Origin of the sequence: Pseudoalteromonas distincta, assembly GCF_000814675.1 — a bacterium.
GTDB classification, from domain to species: domain Bacteria; phylum Pseudomonadota; class Gammaproteobacteria; order Enterobacterales; family Alteromonadaceae; genus Pseudoalteromonas; species Pseudoalteromonas distincta.
In genome coordinates, this window is record NZ_JWIG01000015.1 from 34,952 (window position 1) to 52,751 (window position 17,800).

Below are 17,800 nucleotides of genomic sequence, written 5' to 3' on the forward strand. Positions count from 1 at the left end.
GCTCCAGGGCGGTGCAGCGATTTATCTAATTAAATACGTTTGCACCATTTTACAGGATTTACTGCGCGTCCTTTGTGGCGTATTTCAAAGTATAGACCAGAACTTGCCTGTCCGCCGCTTTGGCCTACCAAAGCGAGGGTTTCGCCTTCACGTACCATATCCCCTACATCTCTTAGTAGCGTTTGAGCGTGGCCATATAGGCTCATAAAACCTTCACCATGGTCTACAACAATTACCCATCCATAACCTTTTAGCCAATCGGCAAATACAACTTGGCCGTTGTGAACGCTATTAATATTAGTGCCTTCTTTTGCACCAATTAATACGCCTTTCCAATCAATACCACCATGCTTACGTTGGCCGAATGTGTGCTCTAACTTGCCTTTGCTCGGCCAGTCTAATTTTCCCTTACTCTTTTTTAGGCCAAGTAATTCTATTTTTTGTGTTTTTTCTTTTTCGAGCTCTTTAATCGTTGTTACTAAAGTTTGTTGGTTTTCTTTTAAATAATTTATTGAGCTTTTAGTGCTGTTGAGCTGAACTTGTAAGTTTTTAAGATTAGCTTGGCGTTCACTTTGTGCATTAAGTAATGCAGTTTGGCGCCTTTTTTGTTCATCAAATAAAAGCTCTAGTTTTTCTTGTGTTTTAACGAGCTCTTCTTGGTTTTGTACTATTTGCTGTTGAAGATCTTTTAGATCTTCGATTTGTTCAATACGGGCTTTATTTAAGTAATTGTAATAGCTAAGTGTGCGCTCAAACTTGGCTGTGTCTTCTTGATTCAACAGCATTTTAGAGTAGTCGTCGCCACCGGCCATATAGGCACTTTTGAGTTGCGCGGCTAAAACTTTCTGAAACTGAGTGTGCTTTTTATCAAGCTCATCGGCTTTACTTTGTAACTCTTTTTGCTGTGTTCTGGTCTCTTTTACGGATTGCTCTGCCATGTTAAGTGCTTTAGCATTTTTAGCTATATCGAGTTCATGGCTTTTTAGATTTTTTTGTAGCGACGCTATTTTTTTTCTTTGGGCGTTATATTCAGCTTGGCTTTGCTCAAGTGCATTTTGAACCTCTGATAAGTCTTTTTTAGTACGATCTTCATTAGCAACTGCAGATGCAGCCACTAATGAAGTTAGTATCAAACCGCACTTAATTAACCGGTTAATACGTTTGTTCATGTGTTATTTCAACATCATGATAGGCGTACCAGTCATTTCTTTTGGTTGCTCCATACCCATTAAGTGAAGCATTGTTGGGGCTACATCACTCAAGGCTTTACCTTGCATTGGCTCTGCATCGCGACCAACATAAATAAAATGCACCGGTTCGCTAGTGTGGGCAGTATGTGCTTGGCCTGTTTTGAGATCAGCCATTTGCTCAGCATTACCATGATCGGCTGTAATTAGTGCTTCACCACCAAACTCTTCTAGCGCATCAACAACACGTCCGATACAGCTATCTACAGCTTCACAAGCTTTAACAGCGGCTTCAAATACACCTGAGTGACCAACCATATCGCCATTAGGGTAGTTACAAATAATAGCATCGTATTTACCGCTTTTAATTGCTTCTACTAGTTTGTCGGTTAGCATTTCTGAGTTCATTTCAGGTTGTAGGTCGTAGGTTGCTACTTGCGGCGAAGGAATTAGCTCGCGTGTTTCACCTTTAAATTCGCTTTCACGTCCGCCACTAAAGAAAAATGTAACGTGTGCGTATTTTTCGGTTTCTGAAATACGAAGCTGTGTTTTATTATTTTTTTCAAACCATTCACCAAGTACGTTTATTAGTGGTGTAGGTCCAAATGCAACAGGTGCGTCTATATCGGCTGCATACTCTGTCATCATTACAAATGCGCTAAGCTCTGGCGTTCTTTTTTTAGTAAAACCATCAAATTCAGGCTCAACAAAAGCGCGGGTAATTTCGCGGGCTCTATCTGCTCTAAAGTTAGCAAAAATAACGGTGTCACCATCGTTTATTGAAGCCGGAGTGGCACCTGTTGGCGTAATAGTCGTAGCTGCTACAAACTCGTCGTTTTCGTCGCGCTCGTACGCTGCATTAAGTGCTTCAACACCATTATCAAAATTAAAGTCGCCTTCGGCGAGCGTCATTACGTTGTAAGCTTTTTCTACACGGTTCCAACGGTTGTCTCTGTCCATTGCGTAGTAACGGCCAATAAGTGATGCCAAACGTCCGCACTTAAGTTTACTAAATAACGCTTCAATTCGTTCTATTGATGCTTTTGCGCTACGTGGGGGGGTGTCACGGCCATCTAAAAATGCATGGAAATAGACTTCTTTAGCACCACGTTTTGCCGCCAGCTCAATACTTGCAACTATATGATCTTCATGGCTATGCACACCACCTGGGCTTAAAAGACCCATTATGTGAACCGCTTTACCAGCACTTACTGCTTTGTCTATGTTTTCAACTAAGGCTGGGGTTGAATCAAACTCGCCATCGTTAATTGCTTTGGTGATACGGGTAAAATCTTGATACACAATGCGCCCTGCACCTAAGTTTACATGACCAACTTCTGAGTTACCCATTTGACCATCAGGAAGACCAACATCTAAACCCGAAGCAGATATTAATGTGTGTGGGCGGGTGGCCCATAAGTTGTCTAATACAGGTGTGTTAGCTGCAAGAATAGCATTACTTTGCGTATCTTCGCGGTATCCCCAACCGTCTAAAATCATTAATACCAGTGGTTTTTTATGCTCTGTCATAATAGCTCCTGAAAATTAGTATCTGTTGATGGATACTGTGCACCTAAAAAGGTTTATTAGCGTGGTTTTAGCATACCGTGTTTTTAAGCTAGGATCAGCATTGAAAACAAGATATTAAATATTTTTACTTATACCTTATTGACTAACATGAACTCTGCTTGAGATAGATTTATTATCTAGAGTTCTGTTAACTATATATGGGGGGCTTTATCGTTTTTTAAACGTCTCTAAGTGCTCCTAAACTCGCATTTTAGGTTGGTTTGGGTATACTTGCGTGGCTAAAGTACAAAATAATTAAAACATCACGTTTTAAAACATAATTTCATAGTGGAAGTAGAATGGATCAATATATTGAATTTATTACAAATCATCCCATTTTAAGCCTTGCTTGGGTTGGTATTGTTTTCCTTATTGTTAGTGGCTGGATAAAAAGTAAGCTTTCAGCTGTTCGTCAAATAAATCCCCAGCAGCTTACGTTACTTATTAACCGTGATGACGGTCAAGTAATCGATATACGTGCGCAAAAAGAGTTTAATGCAGGGCGTATTTCTGGTGCTGAGCACTTAAGCCCAGAGAATGCGAAAAAATCTGACTTTTCAAGCCTTGAAAAGTACAAGACTAAACCCATTATAGTTGTATGTACTACAGGTATGACTGCCCAAGGTACTGCAGCCGCTATGAGTAAAGCTGGTTTTGAACGAGTTTACTTATTAGCAGGTGGCATGGGTGCGTGGCAATCTGCCAGCTTACCAACTACAACAGGTCGCTAATCAGTTTAGCTAGGCCGATAGAGGATTTATTATGAGTAATGTTGTTTTATACACCAAGGCGTATTGTCCATTTTGTCAGCGTGCTCTTTCGCTTTTAAACAGCAAAGGCGTTGAATACACAAATTATGATATTGGTGTGCAGCCTGAGCTACGCGATGAAATGATTGCCAAAGCAGGTGGTGCAAGCACAGTACCGCAAATTTTTATTAATGATGAACATATCGGTGGCTGCGACGACATGATGGCTATTGAAGCGCAAGGTAAACTTGACGCTAAGCTAAACGCTTAATTTAATTATAATAACGAACAAGTTAGGAATAACAATGAACGAAGAAAATCAAAACGTAGCAGCTGCAGAAGCTGGCGCACAATTTACTATTCAACGCATTTACACTAAAGATGTATCGTTTGAAACGCCAAACTCTCCGGCCATCTTTCAAAAAGAATGGACACCAGAAGTTAAGCTAGACCTAGATACACGCTCAAACAAGTTGGACGAAGGTGTATTTGAAGTTGTTTTAGCGCTAACTGTAACTGCATCTATTGGTGAAGAAACTGCGTTCTTATGTGAAATTCAACAGGCAGGTATTTTTACTATTGCTGAAGTTGAAGAAGTGCAACTTGCGCACATGCTAGGTGCATTTTGTCCTAACGTATTATTTCCATATGCACGTGAAGCTGTTTCAAACCTTGTTAACCGTGGTACTTTCCCACAGCTTAACCTTGCGCCAGTTAATTTTGATGCGTTATTTGCACAATACATGCAACAACGTACTGCGCAAGCTGACCAGGCTTCAGCAGACGCATAACTTATGAGTACAGCAACTACAGCTGTTACTGTATTAGGGGCGGGGTCTTACGGCACCGCCCTTGCTATTTGTTTAGCCCGAAATGGTCACCAGGTGACACTTTGGGGAAGAAATAGCGACGACGTTGCCACGCTTGCAGCTGAGCGGAAAAATCAACGTTACTTACCTGATGCTCCTTTCCCAGATACTCTTACTCTTGAAGCTAACTTACAACATGCCGTTGCTAGCAGTGCTATTGTACTTGTTGTTGTGCCAAGCCATGCTTTTGGCGACACGCTTGCGCAGATAAAACCTGCATTGCAAGACGGTGCTAAAGTAGCGTGGGCAACTAAAGGGCTTGAGCCTAATACTGGACGTTTGTTACAAGAAGTTGCTTTGCAAGAATTGGGTGATGACATTCCACTTGCGGTACTTTCGGGTCCTACGTTTGCAAAAGAAATGGCGATGGGGTCACCTACAGCTATTTCAGTGTCTTCTACGTCACCTGAATTTGCTCAGCAGCTGGCTGATTTACTTCATTGTGGTCGCTCATTCCGTGTGTATAACAATGATGACTTTATTGGTATACAGCTCGGTGGTGCGGTTAAAAATGTAATTGCAATTGGCGCTGGTATTTCGGACGGTGTAGGTTTTGGCGCTAATGCGCGTACCGCGCTCATTACCCGAGGCCTTGCAGAGCTCACTCGTTTAGGTTGTGCTCTGGGTGCTAAGCCAGAAACCTTTATGGGAATGGCAGGCCTTGGTGATTTAATACTAACCTGTACAGATAACCAATCACGTAATCGTCGATTTGGTTTGGCGTTAGGTAAAGGCGAGAGTGTTAATGCTGCTATTGAGTCTATTGGCCAAGTAGTTGAAGGCTTTAGAAACACTAAAGAAGTGTATTTACTAGCGCAGCGTGCTGGCGTAGAAATGCCAATCACTGAGCAAATTTATAAAGTACTTTATGAAAATAAAGACATGAAAGAAGCCGCTATGGCTCTTTTAGGACGAGAACAACGCGCTGAATAAGCGCTTGAGCTAGGCCTTAACTAAAAAAACCGACATTATGTCGGTTTTTTATTGCCTAACGGATTATATTTACTGGGCGTTAGGGAAGCCCAACTGACGCCACGACTCGTAGACAAACACCGCGACTGCATTTGACAGGTTCATACTACGGCTATTTGCTTGCATAGGAATACGTACACGCTGATCGTTTGGTAATGCTTGAATCATTTCATCAGGCAGGCCGCGTGTTTCAGGACCAAACACTAAACAGTCGCCAGCTTCGTAACTTGCTTCATGATGAAATTGACTGCCTTTAGTTGTACAGGCATACACTTTTTTAGGTTTGCATTTTTCAAGGTAGTCTTCAAATGAGGCATGGCGTTGAACATGGCTAAATTCATGGTAATCAAGGCCCGCACGTTTCACGCGTTTATCGTCCCATTCAAAACCTAATGGCTCAATTAAATGTAATGCATAGCCAGTATTGGCACATAGGCGAATAATATTACCTGTGTTAGGCGGTATTTCAGGTTGGTATAAAACAATATCCAGCATAATGAGCCTTATAAAATAATCTGTAGTTTGACGAAGGGCAGTATACACGAAACCTTTTAAAAAAATGATATACTCAACACATTCAATACAGTGATTAATGGATACACGCGTGCATAACCGTAGCTACGAATTTTGGGTTAAAACTTCCAGCATTGTTACCATGGTCATGGTTAGCTTAATGATCGGCGCAAAAACATGGGCCTGGCTGGCTTCTGGCTCGGCTTCAATGCTTGGCTCGTTAACTGATTCGTTAATGGATATTACTGCCACCGCTATGAGCTTTTTAGTGTTGGGTTACGCACTGCGCCCAGCAGATGATGACCATAGATTTGGGCACGGAAAAGCTGAAGCACTTGCAGGACTTGGCCAAGCCGCATTTATTGCAGGCTCAGGTTGCCTACTTGCTTTTCATGGTATTGAGCGATTATTTAACCCTATACAGTTAAGCCATTCTTTATTAGGTGTGTGGGTAAGTATTTTTGCTATTGCGTGTACGCTCGTCATTGTATTTGTACAAAACAAAGTGGTTAAGTATACCGATTCAATTGCAATAAAAGCCGACTCAGTGCATTACAAAGGCGATTTAATATTAAACGCTGCGGTGCTGTTAGCTATTTTGTTAGCTTATTATGGCGTGTTGTATGCAGATCCTATTTTTGCAATAGGTGTAGCGGGTTACTTACTTTATAACAGTTGGGATATAGCTCGCGATAGTGCCGATCATTTAATGGATAAAGAACTTCCTGATGATGAAAAACAAAGCATATTTGACATAGCCAAAGCTCATGCTGATGTACATGGCGTGCATGACATTCGTACTCGCCAAGGCGGTAAAGTTAAGTTTATTCAAATGCACTTAGAGCTTGATGATCATTTAAGTTTGATTCGCGCGCACAATGTAGCTGATGAAGTGGAGGCAATGCTCAAAGAACGTTTTGAGTCTGAGGTAGATATACTGATCCACCTCGACCCTTTGTCAGTACTTGTTAAGCCGTCACCGATTCACAAAATTGATAAAAGTTAGTTAATAGCGGCTTTCGAATTTCGTCACGTTCAAAAAGTAGCTCGTGTTTAGCCCCTTCAAAATTCTCAATCGTTGCATGAGCATGCCTTTTTGCAAGACCGTACTGTGCTTCATTGTTTACCACTGTATCGCTAGCTGCACTTGCTATAAACAAAGGGATTGGTACGTTTAGGTTATCAATAGACTTTAAAAACGATATTGTAGCTGCTAGCCAGCCAAACGTAACGCCACCTAATTGTATGTTAGGTTCTAATTTATAGGTTTGCCTAAAGTAGGTGTAACGCTTCTCGCTGCTAGTAAGTACGTTTTCGGTAAATGGGATCGGGTTGTAGTTGCCTTGTCCAAATGCATAGCAAGAGTGTAAACCAAGTAAAGTGGCTAATTTAACAATAAACTTCGTTGGTATTTTTGGTACGTCTTTTGTAAAAATATCAAACATAGGGGCAGACAAAAACACGCCTTTATAGCTATTTTCAAATTTTGCTAAATAATCAATAGCAATGGCGCCACCCATTGAATGAGCCAGCATGACTTTTTTACCTTGCCAATGTTTTGAAACTATTTGCTGATCAAAGTTATTTAGGTCACTGCTGTAGTTATTATAATGTTTTACAAAGCCTTTATGTTTATTTTTAAGGTGCCTGTAAGAGCGGCCCTGACCTTGATGATCCATAATAAACACAGCAAAATTATTACAATACAGCTCCCAGAGTAGTTCTTTATATTTTTCTAGGCCTTCAATACGCCCTGTACTTACTACTATTGCGGTTGTCGCGTTTTTAGGGATTGCGTATGCGTAAAATAGCTTTCCTGATGGCGTATCTAAGTAGCTTTTAATTAAATTTTCAGTATAAAAAACATTAATGGCCTCTTGATTGCTCTCAAGCTGGGCTTCTGAACTATAAAACATGCTTTACTCTTTTATTAATGGCAAGGTTATATTAGCACACAAGCCACCTAGTTCTTTATTTGATAATACTAAACTGCCGCCATGCGCAGTAATAGCATTTTTAGCAATCGCCAGCCCTAAACCCGTGCCGCCACTTACGCGATCCCGCGCATCTGATTGCCTAAAAAAGGGATCACAAAGCTTGCTCAGTTGATCATCTGGCACACCAGAGCCATCATCACATATTTCTATATAAATGGCATCTGTGTGCTTTAGAGTAATGCTAATTGTATTGTTTGCGTATTTAATAGCGTTACGAAGTAGGTTTTCAAGCGCACTGGCAATAAGTGTTTCGTCGCAATTAATATTTACGTCTACAGCGCCCACTATATTTAGCTGCTTATTATTTTGTTTTGCTTCAAACTGCGCATCGTTAATAACGTGATCTACAATTATTTGTAATGATTGTTTTTGCAGTGAAAGCGCCTGGCTTTTTGCTTCTAAGCGAGAAACTTGCAGCACGTCGGCAATCATCTTATCAAGTTGGTTTGCTTCTTTTTCTATGCGTAATAAATACGATTGGCTAGCGTCGTTAGCTTGCATTTGCGCAAGACCGGTAGCCATTTTTAAACGCGTAAGGGGCGAGCGTAACTCATGTGATATGTCGGCTAATAAGCGTTTTTGTGAACTAATTAAAAGCTCTAATTGATTGGCCATGCTGTTAAAGTCTCGCCCAAGTATTCCTAGCTCATCTTTTCGGTTTACAGAAATGTCGGCTCTTGCGCTTAGGTTGCCCGCTGATAGTTTAATAGCTGCTTTTTTAAGACTATTTATAGGGGCTATTAAGTTACGGCTAAATACAAAGCTTAAAATAAGAGAGGCAACAATTGCGATGACTATTTTCATCCAATTAGGCATAAGCTTAAAGCGCATTAATAGCGGCGGTTGATGGTTAATATCTATTTCATAAAGATAAAAACTCCCTTCAGGCACGTTTATATTAACAGGGCCGAAGGCTTGATATTTTTCAGTAAAAATAATTTGTGGTGACATATTTTGAGTAAAGTTTAATAAACTTAAGTCGATGCTCTCTGGCACCTCTTTACTGCTAAGAGAGTCCTCGCTTTGAGCTGCGCTTAAGTATAAAAGTTTACGCTTTGATAGGCGAGGGTGTACTAATACATCGCTTAGGCTGCGCTTATGTTTAATAGCAGTGCGCTCAATACTTTTGGCGGTATATATTAGGTTTTTTTTCATAGGGCCATAAAGCGGCTCGTTAGTTACCGCGTTAATAGCGGTAATGTTACTTAAAAATATAAGCGCTGCAACGGTGCCGATTATAGTTAACCAAAACCAAATAAATATCTTAAAAAACAGGTAGTGCCCAGGGTGTTTTAACCAAGCAAAGTAAGTGCTTTTATTCGCCTTGGATAAAGACATAACCCGTACCTCTCATTGTTTTAATTCGCTCACCTGGAATATGCTCTGCTATTTTTTTGCGGATATTACTTACATGCATATCGATAGAGCGATCGAAAGAAGCTAAACGCCTACCTAGTACTTCTTCGCTAATTTGCTCTTTACTAACCACTTCACCTGCATTTTTACACAATAGCGTGAGTATTTCGTACTCTGTACCTGTAAGGGTTAGTGTTGAGCCGTCTATTGAGGCTTCTCGAGCTGCAAGGTTAACAGTAATGCCATTAACGAGTAACTTACTCGTTGTAGCTACATTTAAGCTATTAATGTGCTCAATACGGCGAGTTATCGCTTTTACGCGGGCTAGTAATTCACGATGATTAAAAGGCTTTGGAATGTAATCGTCAGCGCCTAGCTCTAGACCAAAAATACGGTCAAAGTCTTCACCTTTTGCTGTAAGCATTATTACCGGTGTGAGTTTTGTTTGCCTAAGTTGTTTAAGTACTTCAAAACCATCAAGCGTTGGTAACATTACATCTAGCAATATAAGGGCGTAGTCATTTGCTTGTGCTAGTTTAAGGCCTTGTTCACCGTCGTGTACGCTTTGTATTTCAAAGCCTTGGGCAGTTAAATATTCACTTAATAGCTCACAAAGGCCAGTGTCGTCATCAATCATTAATAGTTTCATTTACAAACCCTTAGAGTTGTTTATAGCGTTATTTTACCCGCTAAATAGTGCAAAGGTGAATCTTTACACAACCTTTACACTGCTTTGCGTTACTTTGCGTTGAGTTAGGTATAGTTAACTCACTGGCTTAGCAGCCACAACCAACCCAATATTAAGGTAATGATTATGACTAAATTAAACACACTTTCAAAATTAGTACTTATCTGTGGCTTAGCAACAGCAACGCTTGGTGCTGGTAGCGTGTTAGCTAAAGGCGACGGACATAAGCAAGGCCATTCTCAAGCTCGTTTTTTACTTTCTGAGCGCGGCGTTGAAAAATTAAACCTAACAGATGAGCAGCAAACTAAGCTAAAGGCTATTTTTGAAGCGCAAAAAACACAAATGAAAGCACTGCGTGGCGACGATAAAGAAGCCCGTAAAGCGATGCGTGAAGCGCACAAAGCAAAAATGGATGCGTTACTTTCGGCTGCAACATTTGACGAAAATGCAGCAAAAGAGCTATTAAATGAACGTCATGAAAAAGGTGAGCAATTTGGTTTAATTAAACTAAAAACACAACACCAAGTAATGCAAGTGCTTAACGCTGAGCAAAAAGAGAAGTTTGCTAAAATGCAAAAGCGTATGAATAAAAAGCACCGTAAACAAAAAAGTTAATTTTACTTTTTTGTAAATACTAAAAAACCAGCGTAATGCTGGTTTTTGTATTTAGGGCATTATGAAGATAAATTATTTAAAAAAGTCATCTTCATTTTTAGCCATCATTGCCTCAATATCTTCTATCATGTCTTGGCTAAACTCTTCAGCCGAGGTAATTGGTGCAGAAATTTTATTATTTTCGAACGACCATTCACCTAAATCAATTAGTTGGCAGCGCTTTGAGCAAAAAGGGCGAAATGGGCTTTGCTCTGACCATTCAACTTTAGTTTTACAGGTTGGGCAGTTTACAACAGTAGGCATAAATTACTCTCTACAAATTTTTGGTGCATATTACATTACTTAGATATGAGTCTCTAGCTATAAGGCTCTGAGCTTAAAGCTTAGAGCCTTATATCTTTTACTGTGGGACTTTTAAAAATTGGTTACGCGGTTAATTTCACCAAGGGATGTAAGGCCATCGGCTGCTTTGCGTAAACCCGATAAACGTAAATTATTAAAACCGGCTTTAAGTGATACCTCTGCTATTTCAAGCGAATTACCACCGCGCATAATAATTTGGGCAATTTCAGGAGTAATTTGCATTACTTCGTAAATACCCACACGCCCTTTGTAACCATCAGTACAGCTATCACACCCTTTAGGCATATATAACGTCATTTCTTCAATTTGCTCGGCACTAAATCCTTGGCGAGCAAGTTCTTCACTCGGAAGTTGTTCTGGCGTTTTACATTTAGGGCACAAGCGACGTGCTAAACGCTGGGCTATTATTAAGCTAATCGAACTTGCTACGTTATAAGCGGGTACACCCATATTTAATAAACGAGTGATTGTTTCCGGCGCTGAGTTTGTATGCAATGTTGATAAAACCAAGTGACCTGTTTGCGCCGCTTTTATTGATATTTCTGCGGTCTCTAAGTCACGTATTTCACCTACCATAACTACATCAGGATCTTGACGTAAAAATGCGCGCAGTGCGTTGGCAAAAGTCATGTCGGCTTTAATATTTATTTGTACTTGGTTTACACCTTCAAGGTTAATCTCAACCGGATCTTCCGCAGTACTAATATTACGCTCAGGTTGGTTTAATATATTTAAACCTGTGTATAGCGATACTGTTTTACCAGAACCCGTTGGCCCTGTTACAAGTATCATCCCTTGAGGCTGGGCAAGCGCATCCATGTAGAGCTTTTTCTGCTCAGGCTCATAGCCTAATACATCAATGCCTAACATAGCGCTTGATGAATCAAGGATACGCATTACAATTTTTTCGCCCCACAAGGTAGGCATGGTACTTACACGAAAATCGATACTTTTGCGTTCAGTAATTTTTAGCTTAATACGACCATCTTGTGGTTTGCGTTTTTCGGCAATATCGAGTCTCGACATAACCTTAATACGCGCAGAAAGCTTGGTGGCTAATGTATTGGGTGGGCTTGCAACTTCATGCAAAATACCATCAATACGAAAGCGAATACGGTACTTGTGCTCATACGGTTCAAAGTGTAAATCAGAGGCGCCTTTTTTAATGGCATCCATTAAAATTTTGTTGATATATACGATGATAGGCGCATCATCTTTGTCGTCATCTTGTGGTGCTGTATCTCTTTGGCTTTCTGAGTCTAAGTCAGCAAATTCTTGAAACTCGTCATCAGTTAGATTTAAGCTGCCAGTGGCATCTAGCAATTGCTCAATTTTGTTATCGAGTTGAATATAATCAACAACAACAATTTCGCATGAAAGACCTGTACTAAACTCAAAGTTTTCGAATGCGCCGTAATCTGTTGGGTCTGATGCTGCTATATAAACTTTTCGATCTTTTTGAACAAGCGGTAAAATGTGATGTTTACGTATGAGTTTTTCTTTTACGAGATCGGCCGGGATTCTTGTAGGATCAAAATCTTTTAAATCAAAATAAGGTACGCGAAACAAATCAATGCATTGTTCAGCTAAATCTTTACTATCGATTTTTCCACATTTAGAAATAAGCTCAGCTGTTGAGGCAAATTCATTTTGTTTGTTTTTAACCGTGTCGGCATCAATGCGGCCAAGGGTTATAAATTTTCTCAATAACGGTGAGTTAATATTCATTGCGCACCTGTTTTATTCCTTCAATAGTAAGCAATTTATCAGAAAAAAGAAGGTGATTACATCACCTTTCATTCTTTGTTGTGATTTTACTAACTAAAATACGAGTTTGTGTGAGTTAGGACAGTGTTAATGTGAGTTAGTTTTGTTGTGTAATGCATATTGTAGGTACTTTTTATGCAGATCAACAAGTTCTATATGCACTAGGTTTAAACTACGGTCGTTATTTAAAATATCATCCGCTTTTTGCTGTTTATCGGCACGTGGCATTTGCGAGGCAATAATACTTTTAACTTGCTCACGACTTGTGTTGTCACGTTTTGCTGTACGCGCTATTTGTACACAGCTTGGTACGTCAATAAGTAAGGTATGGTCGCAATATTTATCAAGGTTGTTTTCAAATAATAAAGGCGCTACTAAAACAACATAAGGGCTAGTTGCACTATTTAAATCGTTTAGTATTTTTGCGCGAATAAGAGGGTGTAGCAACGCATTAAGCCATTCTTTGTCACTGTTGTTAGTGAATATTTTTGCGCGCAATTCTGCTCTATTTAATGTGCCATCAGGCAATAAAATATCTTTGCCAAAGTGTGCTGTAATCGCTTTTAGCCCTTTGCTATTTGGGAGTACGACTTCACGCGCAATTATATCGGCATCAACTATTGTAATACCAAGCTCTTCAAACATGTTACTGATGGCCGTTTTACCACAGCCAATACCGCCTGTTAAGCCTAATACCCAGCTGTTTACTTTAGTTATTTGCTCACTCATTTTAATAACCTATTAAATTAAAATAAGCGCCTTGAATTTGGTTGCCCCAAAGCATAGTGATCCAGCCTGCTATCGCTAAATAAGGGCCAAAAGGGATAGGGGTCGCTTTGTCTTTACCTTGTATGCTTAACAGTGCAATACCTATAATGGCACCCACTACGCTCGAAAGCAGAATAATAGTAAGTAATGACTGCCAGCCAAGCAAAGCGCCAAATACAGCAAGCAACTTAAAATCGCCATAACCCATGCCTTCTTTACCGGTTAATAACTTAAATAGCCAAAACACACTCCATAGACTTAAATAACCGCAAGCTGCGCCAATAATGGCATCGGTAGGTGTAATTGTGTAACCCATTACAGAGGCTATAAGTGCAAGCCAAACAAGCGGAAGTGTAAGCTGATCCGGCAGTAACATGTGGTCAATATCAATAAAGGTTAGTGCTACTAAAATCCACGTTACAAAAATATATAAAAGGGCTTGCTCGGTCGCACCAAAACTATAGGCAACATTTAAACTTAATAAGGCAGTAATTAGCTCTACAGCAGGGTATCGGACCGAAATAGGATTACTGCAGCTTGCGCATTTACCTTTAAGTATTAACCAACTAATAATAGGAATATTCTGCCAAGGCTTAATGGCTGTTTTGCATTTAGGGCAGGTAGAGTTGGGTTTTACTAAGTTAAAAGGCTTATTGATATTGGCTTGTTTAGATTTATTAGCTGTAAGTTCATCTTCTAACAGTAGTCTGCATTCGCTTTGCCACTCACGTTGCATCATCAGCGGTAAGCGATAAATAACCACATTTAAAAAACTACCGATACATAAACTAATTAAGCCAATTGTGGTTAAATAAAACCACAGTTGGCTTTGCATTACTTCAATAATACTTTGCATCATATTACCTGAAAATTATTTTAAAAATTAAGCGTTTAAAAATTAAGTGAAGTATTTATCACAAAGAGAAGTGAAAGAGAGTAAATGAGAAGACATTAATAGACATACCTTAACAAAAAAGTAAGCCTCTCTTTTATTTCCTGTAAATTGTTATTTTTGGTAATTAAACAACAGCACCAAGTTGGAAAATAGGTAAGTACATCGCAACAATCAAGCCACCAACAAGTACACCCAGCACAGCCATAATAAGTGGCTCAAGCAAGCTTGAAAGGCCGTCTACTGCATCATCAACTTCTTGCTCGTAAATAGTCGCTACTTTAGCAAGCATACCGTCTAGTGAGCCAGATTCTTCACCAATCGCGACCATTTGTATTACCATATCAGGGAATATTTTTGAGTTACGCATTGCCCAGTTCATTTGATTACCAGAGCTCACTTCAACTTTAATATCTAAAATGGCATATCGATAAACAGCGTTACCTGAAGCGCCTGCGGCAGAGTCAAGCGCATCAACCAGCGGCACACCTGCAGCAAACGTAGTCGAAAGAGTTCGTGCATAGCGAGCAACAGCTGCTTTATTTAAAATCATACCTATAACAGGGAGTTTAAGTATGGCTCTGTCTGTAGCATCTCTGAGTTTTAAACTTCTGAGCTTGGCTTCTTTAAAAAGCCAACCTGCACCAACAATTGCTATCAGCATCATCCACCAATATTCTTGCATAAATTCAGATATACCAATTACAAATAGAGTAAAAGCAGGAAGTTCAGCGCCGAAGCCATTAAAAATATCTTGAAATTGTGGAACTACAAATATTAATAAAATAGAAGTAACGATAAGAGCAATAACAAGTACAGCTATGGGGTAAAACATCGCTTTTTTGATTTTTGATTTTAATGCTTCTGATTTTTCTTTATAAATAGCGACACGATCAAATATTCTATCAAGCGCACCGGATTGCTCTCCTGATGCAACTAAATCACAATATAAATCGTCAAAATAACGGGGGTGTTTTCTAAGTGCTGTAGATAATGGTTGGCCTGCCTTAACTTCATCAGCAATTGTTTCCATTAATTTACCAATACTTTTATTTGTAGAGCCTGATCCAATCATTTCTATTGATTGTATTAGTGGCACTCCAGCCATCAGCATTGTCGCTATTTGGCGAGTAATAAGCGCAATATCTTTTGGTGTAATTTTTTGAACACTTTGCAAACCAAATAAAGGTTTTGCTTTACGTTTTACTTTTGAAGGTGTAATGCCTTGTTTGCGAAGTTGTGCTTTAACAAGTGCAATACTATTACCTGTAATTTCTCCTTCTAGACGTTTACCTCTATTACTCACCCCAACCCATTGGAATACATCGAGAGATTTTTTTTCTTGTTTTTTTGTCATAAATAACTTTCAAGCAAATTAATTTATTAGAAAAATATTATAAGCGGAAATAGTATCAACGCTATTTTTTTAGACGAAATATCGTATTAGATGTGTATTTGTGGAGTAACGACTTGTAAGTTATTCTCCTGATTCAATTATAATTGAAACAGGAGAATAACTGACTAGCAAGGAAGGTTAATAAACGATTCAAACTAGTCTCTCTTTATACTGACGGTTACTAACCTTCACCTTCACTTTCACTTTCAGCCTCAGCTGGGGTGTCAGCTAAACAGCTTGATGGTTTATGTTCTTCATCAGCGTCAGTAGAACAAGTCCAAGAACCAGCTGTTGAGCGAGTTAAAGTTATTTTTTTACCTGATACAGCTGGACCACCCGCAACAGTACCTACAATTGAACCTGAACCGTCTGCCGGTGTCGATGTAATTACAGTTTCAGAACAAGCTTTATTATTTATCCCCATTTGGGCTTTAGTCATAGTTGCAGAGGCAGAGCCTTCGTTCATCTTTATTTCGAAAGCAGTTTTGCCTGGCGATATTTCAGCTAAACAAGCCGTGACTTGTGATTTAGAAGTGTAATTTTGATATGCAGGCAATGCAATTGCTGCAAGAATACCGATGATTGCTACTACAATCATTAATTCAATTAGGGTGAAACCCTGTTGTTTTTGAGTCATTGTTTTCATGTTTCCTCTCCTAAAGGATAGATTTTTGTAACTTAAATCACTTAAGCGGCAAAATGCCTCACTTAATTTAACTGATTTACTTTACAGTTTTACTTAAAATTAATTTTATTACACTTTAGCTTTAGAGTATGAAACACAAAAGCCGAATGTGAATTCATTATGTTTAGTACTAATTATAAAAGTTTACTAAGTGCACTACATGTTGTAGCAACAAATAGTATAGGCATAAAGTAAGTAGTTTAGTTGCTTTAGTTTTTAATTATGTCTTTAAAAAGTAAAGGTACTAGTTATTTATGACTACCTTTTTAAATAAAATAGTACAACAGAATTAGTCTACCATTTTATTTTAGTATTTAGCACGTATCTTCTTATAAAAAAGCGATTTTATTTAACAATTTGTTACAAAGTAAGCCTTTTGGGTTATTTAATGCTTTTTTACTTAACTTGTCAATTAATTAGCGGTATTAATTACCCATTATTGCTTTAAAATCACTCAAAACGCATCGATAAATCGATTGATTGTAAGTTTTTTGTTAATGCTCCGCTTGATATAAAATCGACACCTGCTTGTGAATAAGTTTTGAGCGTTTCTAGGGTCATATTGCCTGAAACCTCTAGTTTTGCGCGCTTATTGGTTAAAATTACAGCTTGCTTAATTTGCTCTACGCTAAAGTTGTCTAGCATAATTATGTCGGCGCCAGCTTCAATTGCTTGCTTAAGTTCTGGGAGTGATTCTACTTCTACTTCGACAGGTTTGTTTGGGTGATTTTGTTTAGCCTGAGTTACGGCTTTGTTTATTGTGCCACAAGCCGCTATATGATTTTCTTTAATTAAAAATGCGTCAAATAAACCAATACGGTGATTTGCACCGCCGCCACATTTTACTGCGTATTTTTGAAGTGCTCTAAGGCCTGGTATGGTTTTACGTGTATCGAGTAGTTGCGTTGTTGTACCACTTAGCTCTTTTACATAATGTGCTGTAGTAGTGGCTGTACCCGATAACGTTTGCACAAAGTTAAGTGCAGTACGCTCGGCAGTTAATATTGAACGCGCTGAACCAGTGGCTGTAAATAATGTGCTGTTTGCTTTAACTGCGTCGCCATCATTAATGAGTACATTAACCTTAACGCTTGGGTCTACCTGTTTAAATACTTCAAGGATGATGTCTTTTCCGCAAAAAATACAGTCTTCGCGAGTGATTACTTTGGCGTTTGCTTGCTCATTTTGAGGGATCAATTGCGCGGTAATATCGCCTTCTTGTGCGGTTTGATAATTTAAATCTTCGTCAAGTGCTAGAGTAACAAGCTGAGTAATAAGAGTGTGCGAAATAGACATGGAATGCTCATAAGCGTTAATAAATTAAGCAAATTTTACTATGTTTATAAAAGAAAGAGAAGCGATTGCCTTTTCACCAATATAAAGATAAGCGCGTATAGTAAATTAGTATCTACGT

The 17,800-nt window shown here is 39.1% G+C and carries 19 protein-coding genes; 6 read left to right on the forward strand and 13 right to left on the reverse strand.

Going from position 1 to position 17,800, the window contains the following annotated elements; translation table 11 throughout:
* Window positions 1–29: 29 nt before the first annotated feature.
* Together QT16_RS09710 and gpmM are read right to left on the reverse strand one after the other, a co-directional pair.
* Window positions 30–1,169 carry a murein hydrolase activator EnvC family protein gene (locus QT16_RS09710; RefSeq protein WP_039488257.1) on the reverse strand — a complete coding sequence of 380 codons (1,140 nt, stop codon included), beginning with the start codon at window positions 1,167–1,169 and terminating at the stop codon, window positions 30–32.
* 3 nt (window positions 1,170–1,172) lie between these two features.
* Window positions 1,173–2,717: a 2,3-bisphosphoglycerate-independent phosphoglycerate mutase gene (gpmM, locus tag QT16_RS09715; RefSeq protein WP_039488258.1), complete on the reverse strand. Its 1,545-nt coding sequence runs from the start codon at window positions 2,715–2,717 to the stop codon at window positions 1,173–1,175.
* A gap of 338 nt (window positions 2,718–3,055) precedes the next feature.
* Here gpmM and QT16_RS09720 point away from each other — a divergent pair, with 338 nt between their 5' ends.
* From QT16_RS09720 to gpsA, 4 genes are read left to right on the forward strand one after another with little or no spacing between them, the layout of a single operon-like run.
* Window positions 3,056–3,487 carry a rhodanese-like domain-containing protein gene (locus QT16_RS09720; RefSeq protein WP_002957784.1) on the forward strand — a complete coding sequence of 144 codons (432 nt, stop codon included), beginning with the start codon at window positions 3,056–3,058 and terminating at the stop codon, window positions 3,485–3,487.
* A 31-nt stretch (window positions 3,488–3,518) separates the two neighbouring features.
* On the forward strand, window positions 3,519–3,776 hold the full coding sequence (gene grxC, locus QT16_RS09725) for a glutaredoxin 3 (protein WP_002957783.1): 258 nt from the start codon (window positions 3,519–3,521) through the stop codon (window positions 3,774–3,776).
* A gap of 34 nt (window positions 3,777–3,810) precedes the next feature.
* On the forward strand, window positions 3,811–4,296 hold the full coding sequence (gene secB / locus QT16_RS09730) for a protein-export chaperone SecB (RefSeq protein WP_002957782.1): 486 nt from the start codon (window positions 3,811–3,813) through the stop codon (window positions 4,294–4,296).
* A gap of 3 nt (window positions 4,297–4,299) precedes the next feature.
* A complete protein-coding gene (gene gpsA, locus QT16_RS09735) occupies window positions 4,300–5,307 on the forward strand; it encodes an NAD(P)H-dependent glycerol-3-phosphate dehydrogenase (RefSeq protein WP_039488260.1) in 1,008 nt (335 codons plus the stop codon).
* Window positions 5,308–5,376: 69 nt separating this feature from the next.
* Here gpsA and trmL read toward each other — a convergent pair whose 3' ends face one another.
* Window positions 5,377–5,841 (reverse strand): tRNA (uridine(34)/cytosine(34)/5-carboxymethylaminomethyluridine(34)-2'-O)-methyltransferase TrmL, encoded by a 465-nt coding sequence (gene trmL / locus QT16_RS09740; protein WP_002957780.1) that lies wholly within the window; start codon window positions 5,839–5,841, stop codon window positions 5,377–5,379.
* A 109-nt stretch (window positions 5,842–5,950) separates the two neighbouring features.
* Between trmL and QT16_RS09745 the strand changes: the two genes are divergently transcribed.
* Window positions 5,951–6,865: a cation diffusion facilitator family transporter gene (locus QT16_RS09745; RefSeq protein WP_502527561.1), complete on the forward strand. Its 915-nt coding sequence runs from the start codon at window positions 5,951–5,953 to the stop codon at window positions 6,863–6,865.
* On the opposite strand, the gene QT16_RS09750 is transcribed toward QT16_RS09745, so the two are convergent.
* The 3 genes from QT16_RS09750 to QT16_RS09760 are packed head-to-tail and all read right to left on the reverse strand — an operon-like array spanning window position 6,828 to window position 9,861.
* Window positions 6,828–7,775 (reverse strand): alpha/beta fold hydrolase, encoded by a 948-nt coding sequence (locus QT16_RS09750; RefSeq protein WP_039488261.1) that lies wholly within the window; start codon window positions 7,773–7,775, stop codon window positions 6,828–6,830. The genes QT16_RS09745 and QT16_RS09750 overlap by 38 nt on opposite strands.
* Before the next feature lie 3 nt (window positions 7,776–7,778).
* Complete coding sequence (locus tag QT16_RS09755) at window positions 7,779–9,194, reverse strand: ATP-binding protein (RefSeq protein ID WP_039488263.1); 1,416 nt, start codon at window positions 9,192–9,194, stop codon at window positions 7,779–7,781.
* Window positions 9,172–9,861, reverse strand: coding sequence for a response regulator (locus QT16_RS09760; protein WP_002957776.1), 690 nt, complete (start codon window positions 9,859–9,861; stop codon window positions 9,172–9,174). The genes QT16_RS09755 and QT16_RS09760 overlap by 23 nt, the downstream gene beginning before the upstream one ends.
* A 165-nt stretch (window positions 9,862–10,026) precedes the next feature.
* On the opposite strand from QT16_RS09760, the gene QT16_RS09765 reads away from it, so the two are divergent.
* Window positions 10,027–10,515, forward strand: coding sequence for a Spy/CpxP family protein refolding chaperone (locus QT16_RS09765; RefSeq protein ID WP_039488264.1), 489 nt, complete (start codon window positions 10,027–10,029; stop codon window positions 10,513–10,515).
* 72 nt (window positions 10,516–10,587) lie between these two features.
* Here QT16_RS09765 and yacG read toward each other — a convergent pair whose 3' ends face one another.
* From yacG to nadC, 7 genes are all read right to left on the reverse strand, one after another.
* Window positions 10,588–10,818 carry a DNA gyrase inhibitor YacG gene (yacG, locus tag QT16_RS09770; RefSeq protein WP_002957774.1) on the reverse strand — a complete coding sequence of 77 codons (231 nt, stop codon included), beginning with the start codon at window positions 10,816–10,818 and terminating at the stop codon, window positions 10,588–10,590.
* 111 nt (window positions 10,819–10,929) lie between these two features.
* A complete protein-coding gene (gene pilB, locus QT16_RS09775; RefSeq protein WP_002957773.1) occupies window positions 10,930–12,606 on the reverse strand; it encodes a type IV-A pilus assembly ATPase PilB in 1,677 nt (558 codons plus the stop codon).
* Between the two features lie 126 nt (window positions 12,607–12,732).
* Window positions 12,733–13,374: a dephospho-CoA kinase gene (gene coaE, locus QT16_RS09780; protein ID WP_039488265.1), complete on the reverse strand. Its 642-nt coding sequence runs from the start codon at window positions 13,372–13,374 to the stop codon at window positions 12,733–12,735.
* 1 nt (window position 13,375) lies between these two features.
* Complete coding sequence (locus tag QT16_RS09785; protein WP_039488266.1) at window positions 13,376–14,269, reverse strand: prepilin peptidase; 894 nt, start codon at window positions 14,267–14,269, stop codon at window positions 13,376–13,378.
* Between the two features lie 163 nt (window positions 14,270–14,432).
* The gene (locus QT16_RS09790; RefSeq protein WP_039488268.1) at window positions 14,433–15,662 is read right to left on the reverse strand and encodes a type II secretion system F family protein; all 1,230 of its coding nucleotides are present in this window, start codon (window positions 15,660–15,662) and stop codon (window positions 14,433–14,435) included.
* A 220-nt stretch (window positions 15,663–15,882) separates the two neighbouring features.
* Entirely contained in the window at window positions 15,883–16,347 is a 465-nt protein-coding gene (locus QT16_RS09795; protein ID WP_275077086.1) for a pilin, read from the reverse strand.
* 489 nt (window positions 16,348–16,836) lie between these two features.
* Complete coding sequence (gene nadC / locus QT16_RS09800; protein ID WP_039488269.1) at window positions 16,837–17,682, reverse strand: carboxylating nicotinate-nucleotide diphosphorylase; 846 nt, start codon at window positions 17,680–17,682, stop codon at window positions 16,837–16,839.
* Window positions 17,683–17,800 lie beyond the last annotated feature (118 nt).

Bases quoted from the DNA above. Each gene is read 5' to 3' on its own strand.
- QT16_RS09710 (WP_039488257.1), bottom strand. From the start codon at position 1,169: ATGAACAAACGTATTAACCGGTTAATTAAGTGCGGTTTGATACTAACT.
- gpmM (WP_039488258.1), bottom strand. From the start codon at position 2,717: ATGACAGAGCATAAAAAACCACTGGTATTAATGATTTTAGACGGTTGG.
- QT16_RS09720 (WP_002957784.1), top strand. From the start codon at position 3,056: ATGGATCAATATATTGAATTTATTACAAATCATCCCATTTTAAGCCTT.
- grxC (WP_002957783.1), top strand. From the start codon at position 3,519: ATGAGTAATGTTGTTTTATACACCAAGGCGTATTGTCCATTTTGTCAG.
- secB (WP_002957782.1), top strand. From the start codon at position 3,811: ATGAACGAAGAAAATCAAAACGTAGCAGCTGCAGAAGCTGGCGCACAA.
- gpsA (WP_039488260.1), top strand. From the start codon at position 4,300: ATGAGTACAGCAACTACAGCTGTTACTGTATTAGGGGCGGGGTCTTAC.
- trmL (WP_002957780.1), bottom strand. From the start codon at position 5,841: ATGCTGGATATTGTTTTATACCAACCTGAAATACCGCCTAACACAGGT.
- QT16_RS09750 (WP_039488261.1), bottom strand. From the start codon at position 7,775: ATGTTTTATAGTTCAGAAGCCCAGCTTGAGAGCAATCAAGAGGCCATT.
- QT16_RS09755 (WP_039488263.1), bottom strand. From the start codon at position 9,194: ATGTCTTTATCCAAGGCGAATAAAAGCACTTACTTTGCTTGGTTAAAA.
- QT16_RS09760 (WP_002957776.1), bottom strand. From the start codon at position 9,861: ATGAAACTATTAATGATTGATGACGACACTGGCCTTTGTGAGCTATTA.
- QT16_RS09765 (WP_039488264.1), top strand. From the start codon at position 10,027: ATGACTAAATTAAACACACTTTCAAAATTAGTACTTATCTGTGGCTTA.
- yacG (WP_002957774.1), bottom strand. From the start codon at position 10,818: ATGCCTACTGTTGTAAACTGCCCAACCTGTAAAACTAAAGTTGAATGG.
- pilB (WP_002957773.1), bottom strand. From the start codon at position 12,606: ATGAATATTAACTCACCGTTATTGAGAAAATTTATAACCCTTGGCCGC.
- coaE (WP_039488265.1), bottom strand. From the start codon at position 13,374: ATGAGTGAGCAAATAACTAAAGTAAACAGCTGGGTATTAGGCTTAACA.
- QT16_RS09785 (WP_039488266.1), bottom strand. From the start codon at position 14,269: ATGCAAAGTATTATTGAAGTAATGCAAAGCCAACTGTGGTTTTATTTA.
- QT16_RS09790 (WP_039488268.1), bottom strand. From the start codon at position 15,662: ATGACAAAAAAACAAGAAAAAAAATCTCTCGATGTATTCCAATGGGTT.
- QT16_RS09795 (WP_275077086.1), bottom strand. From the start codon at position 16,347: ATGAAAACAATGACTCAAAAACAACAGGGTTTCACCCTAATTGAATTA.
- nadC (WP_039488269.1), bottom strand. From the start codon at position 17,682: ATGTCTATTTCGCACACTCTTATTACTCAGCTTGTTACTCTAGCACTT.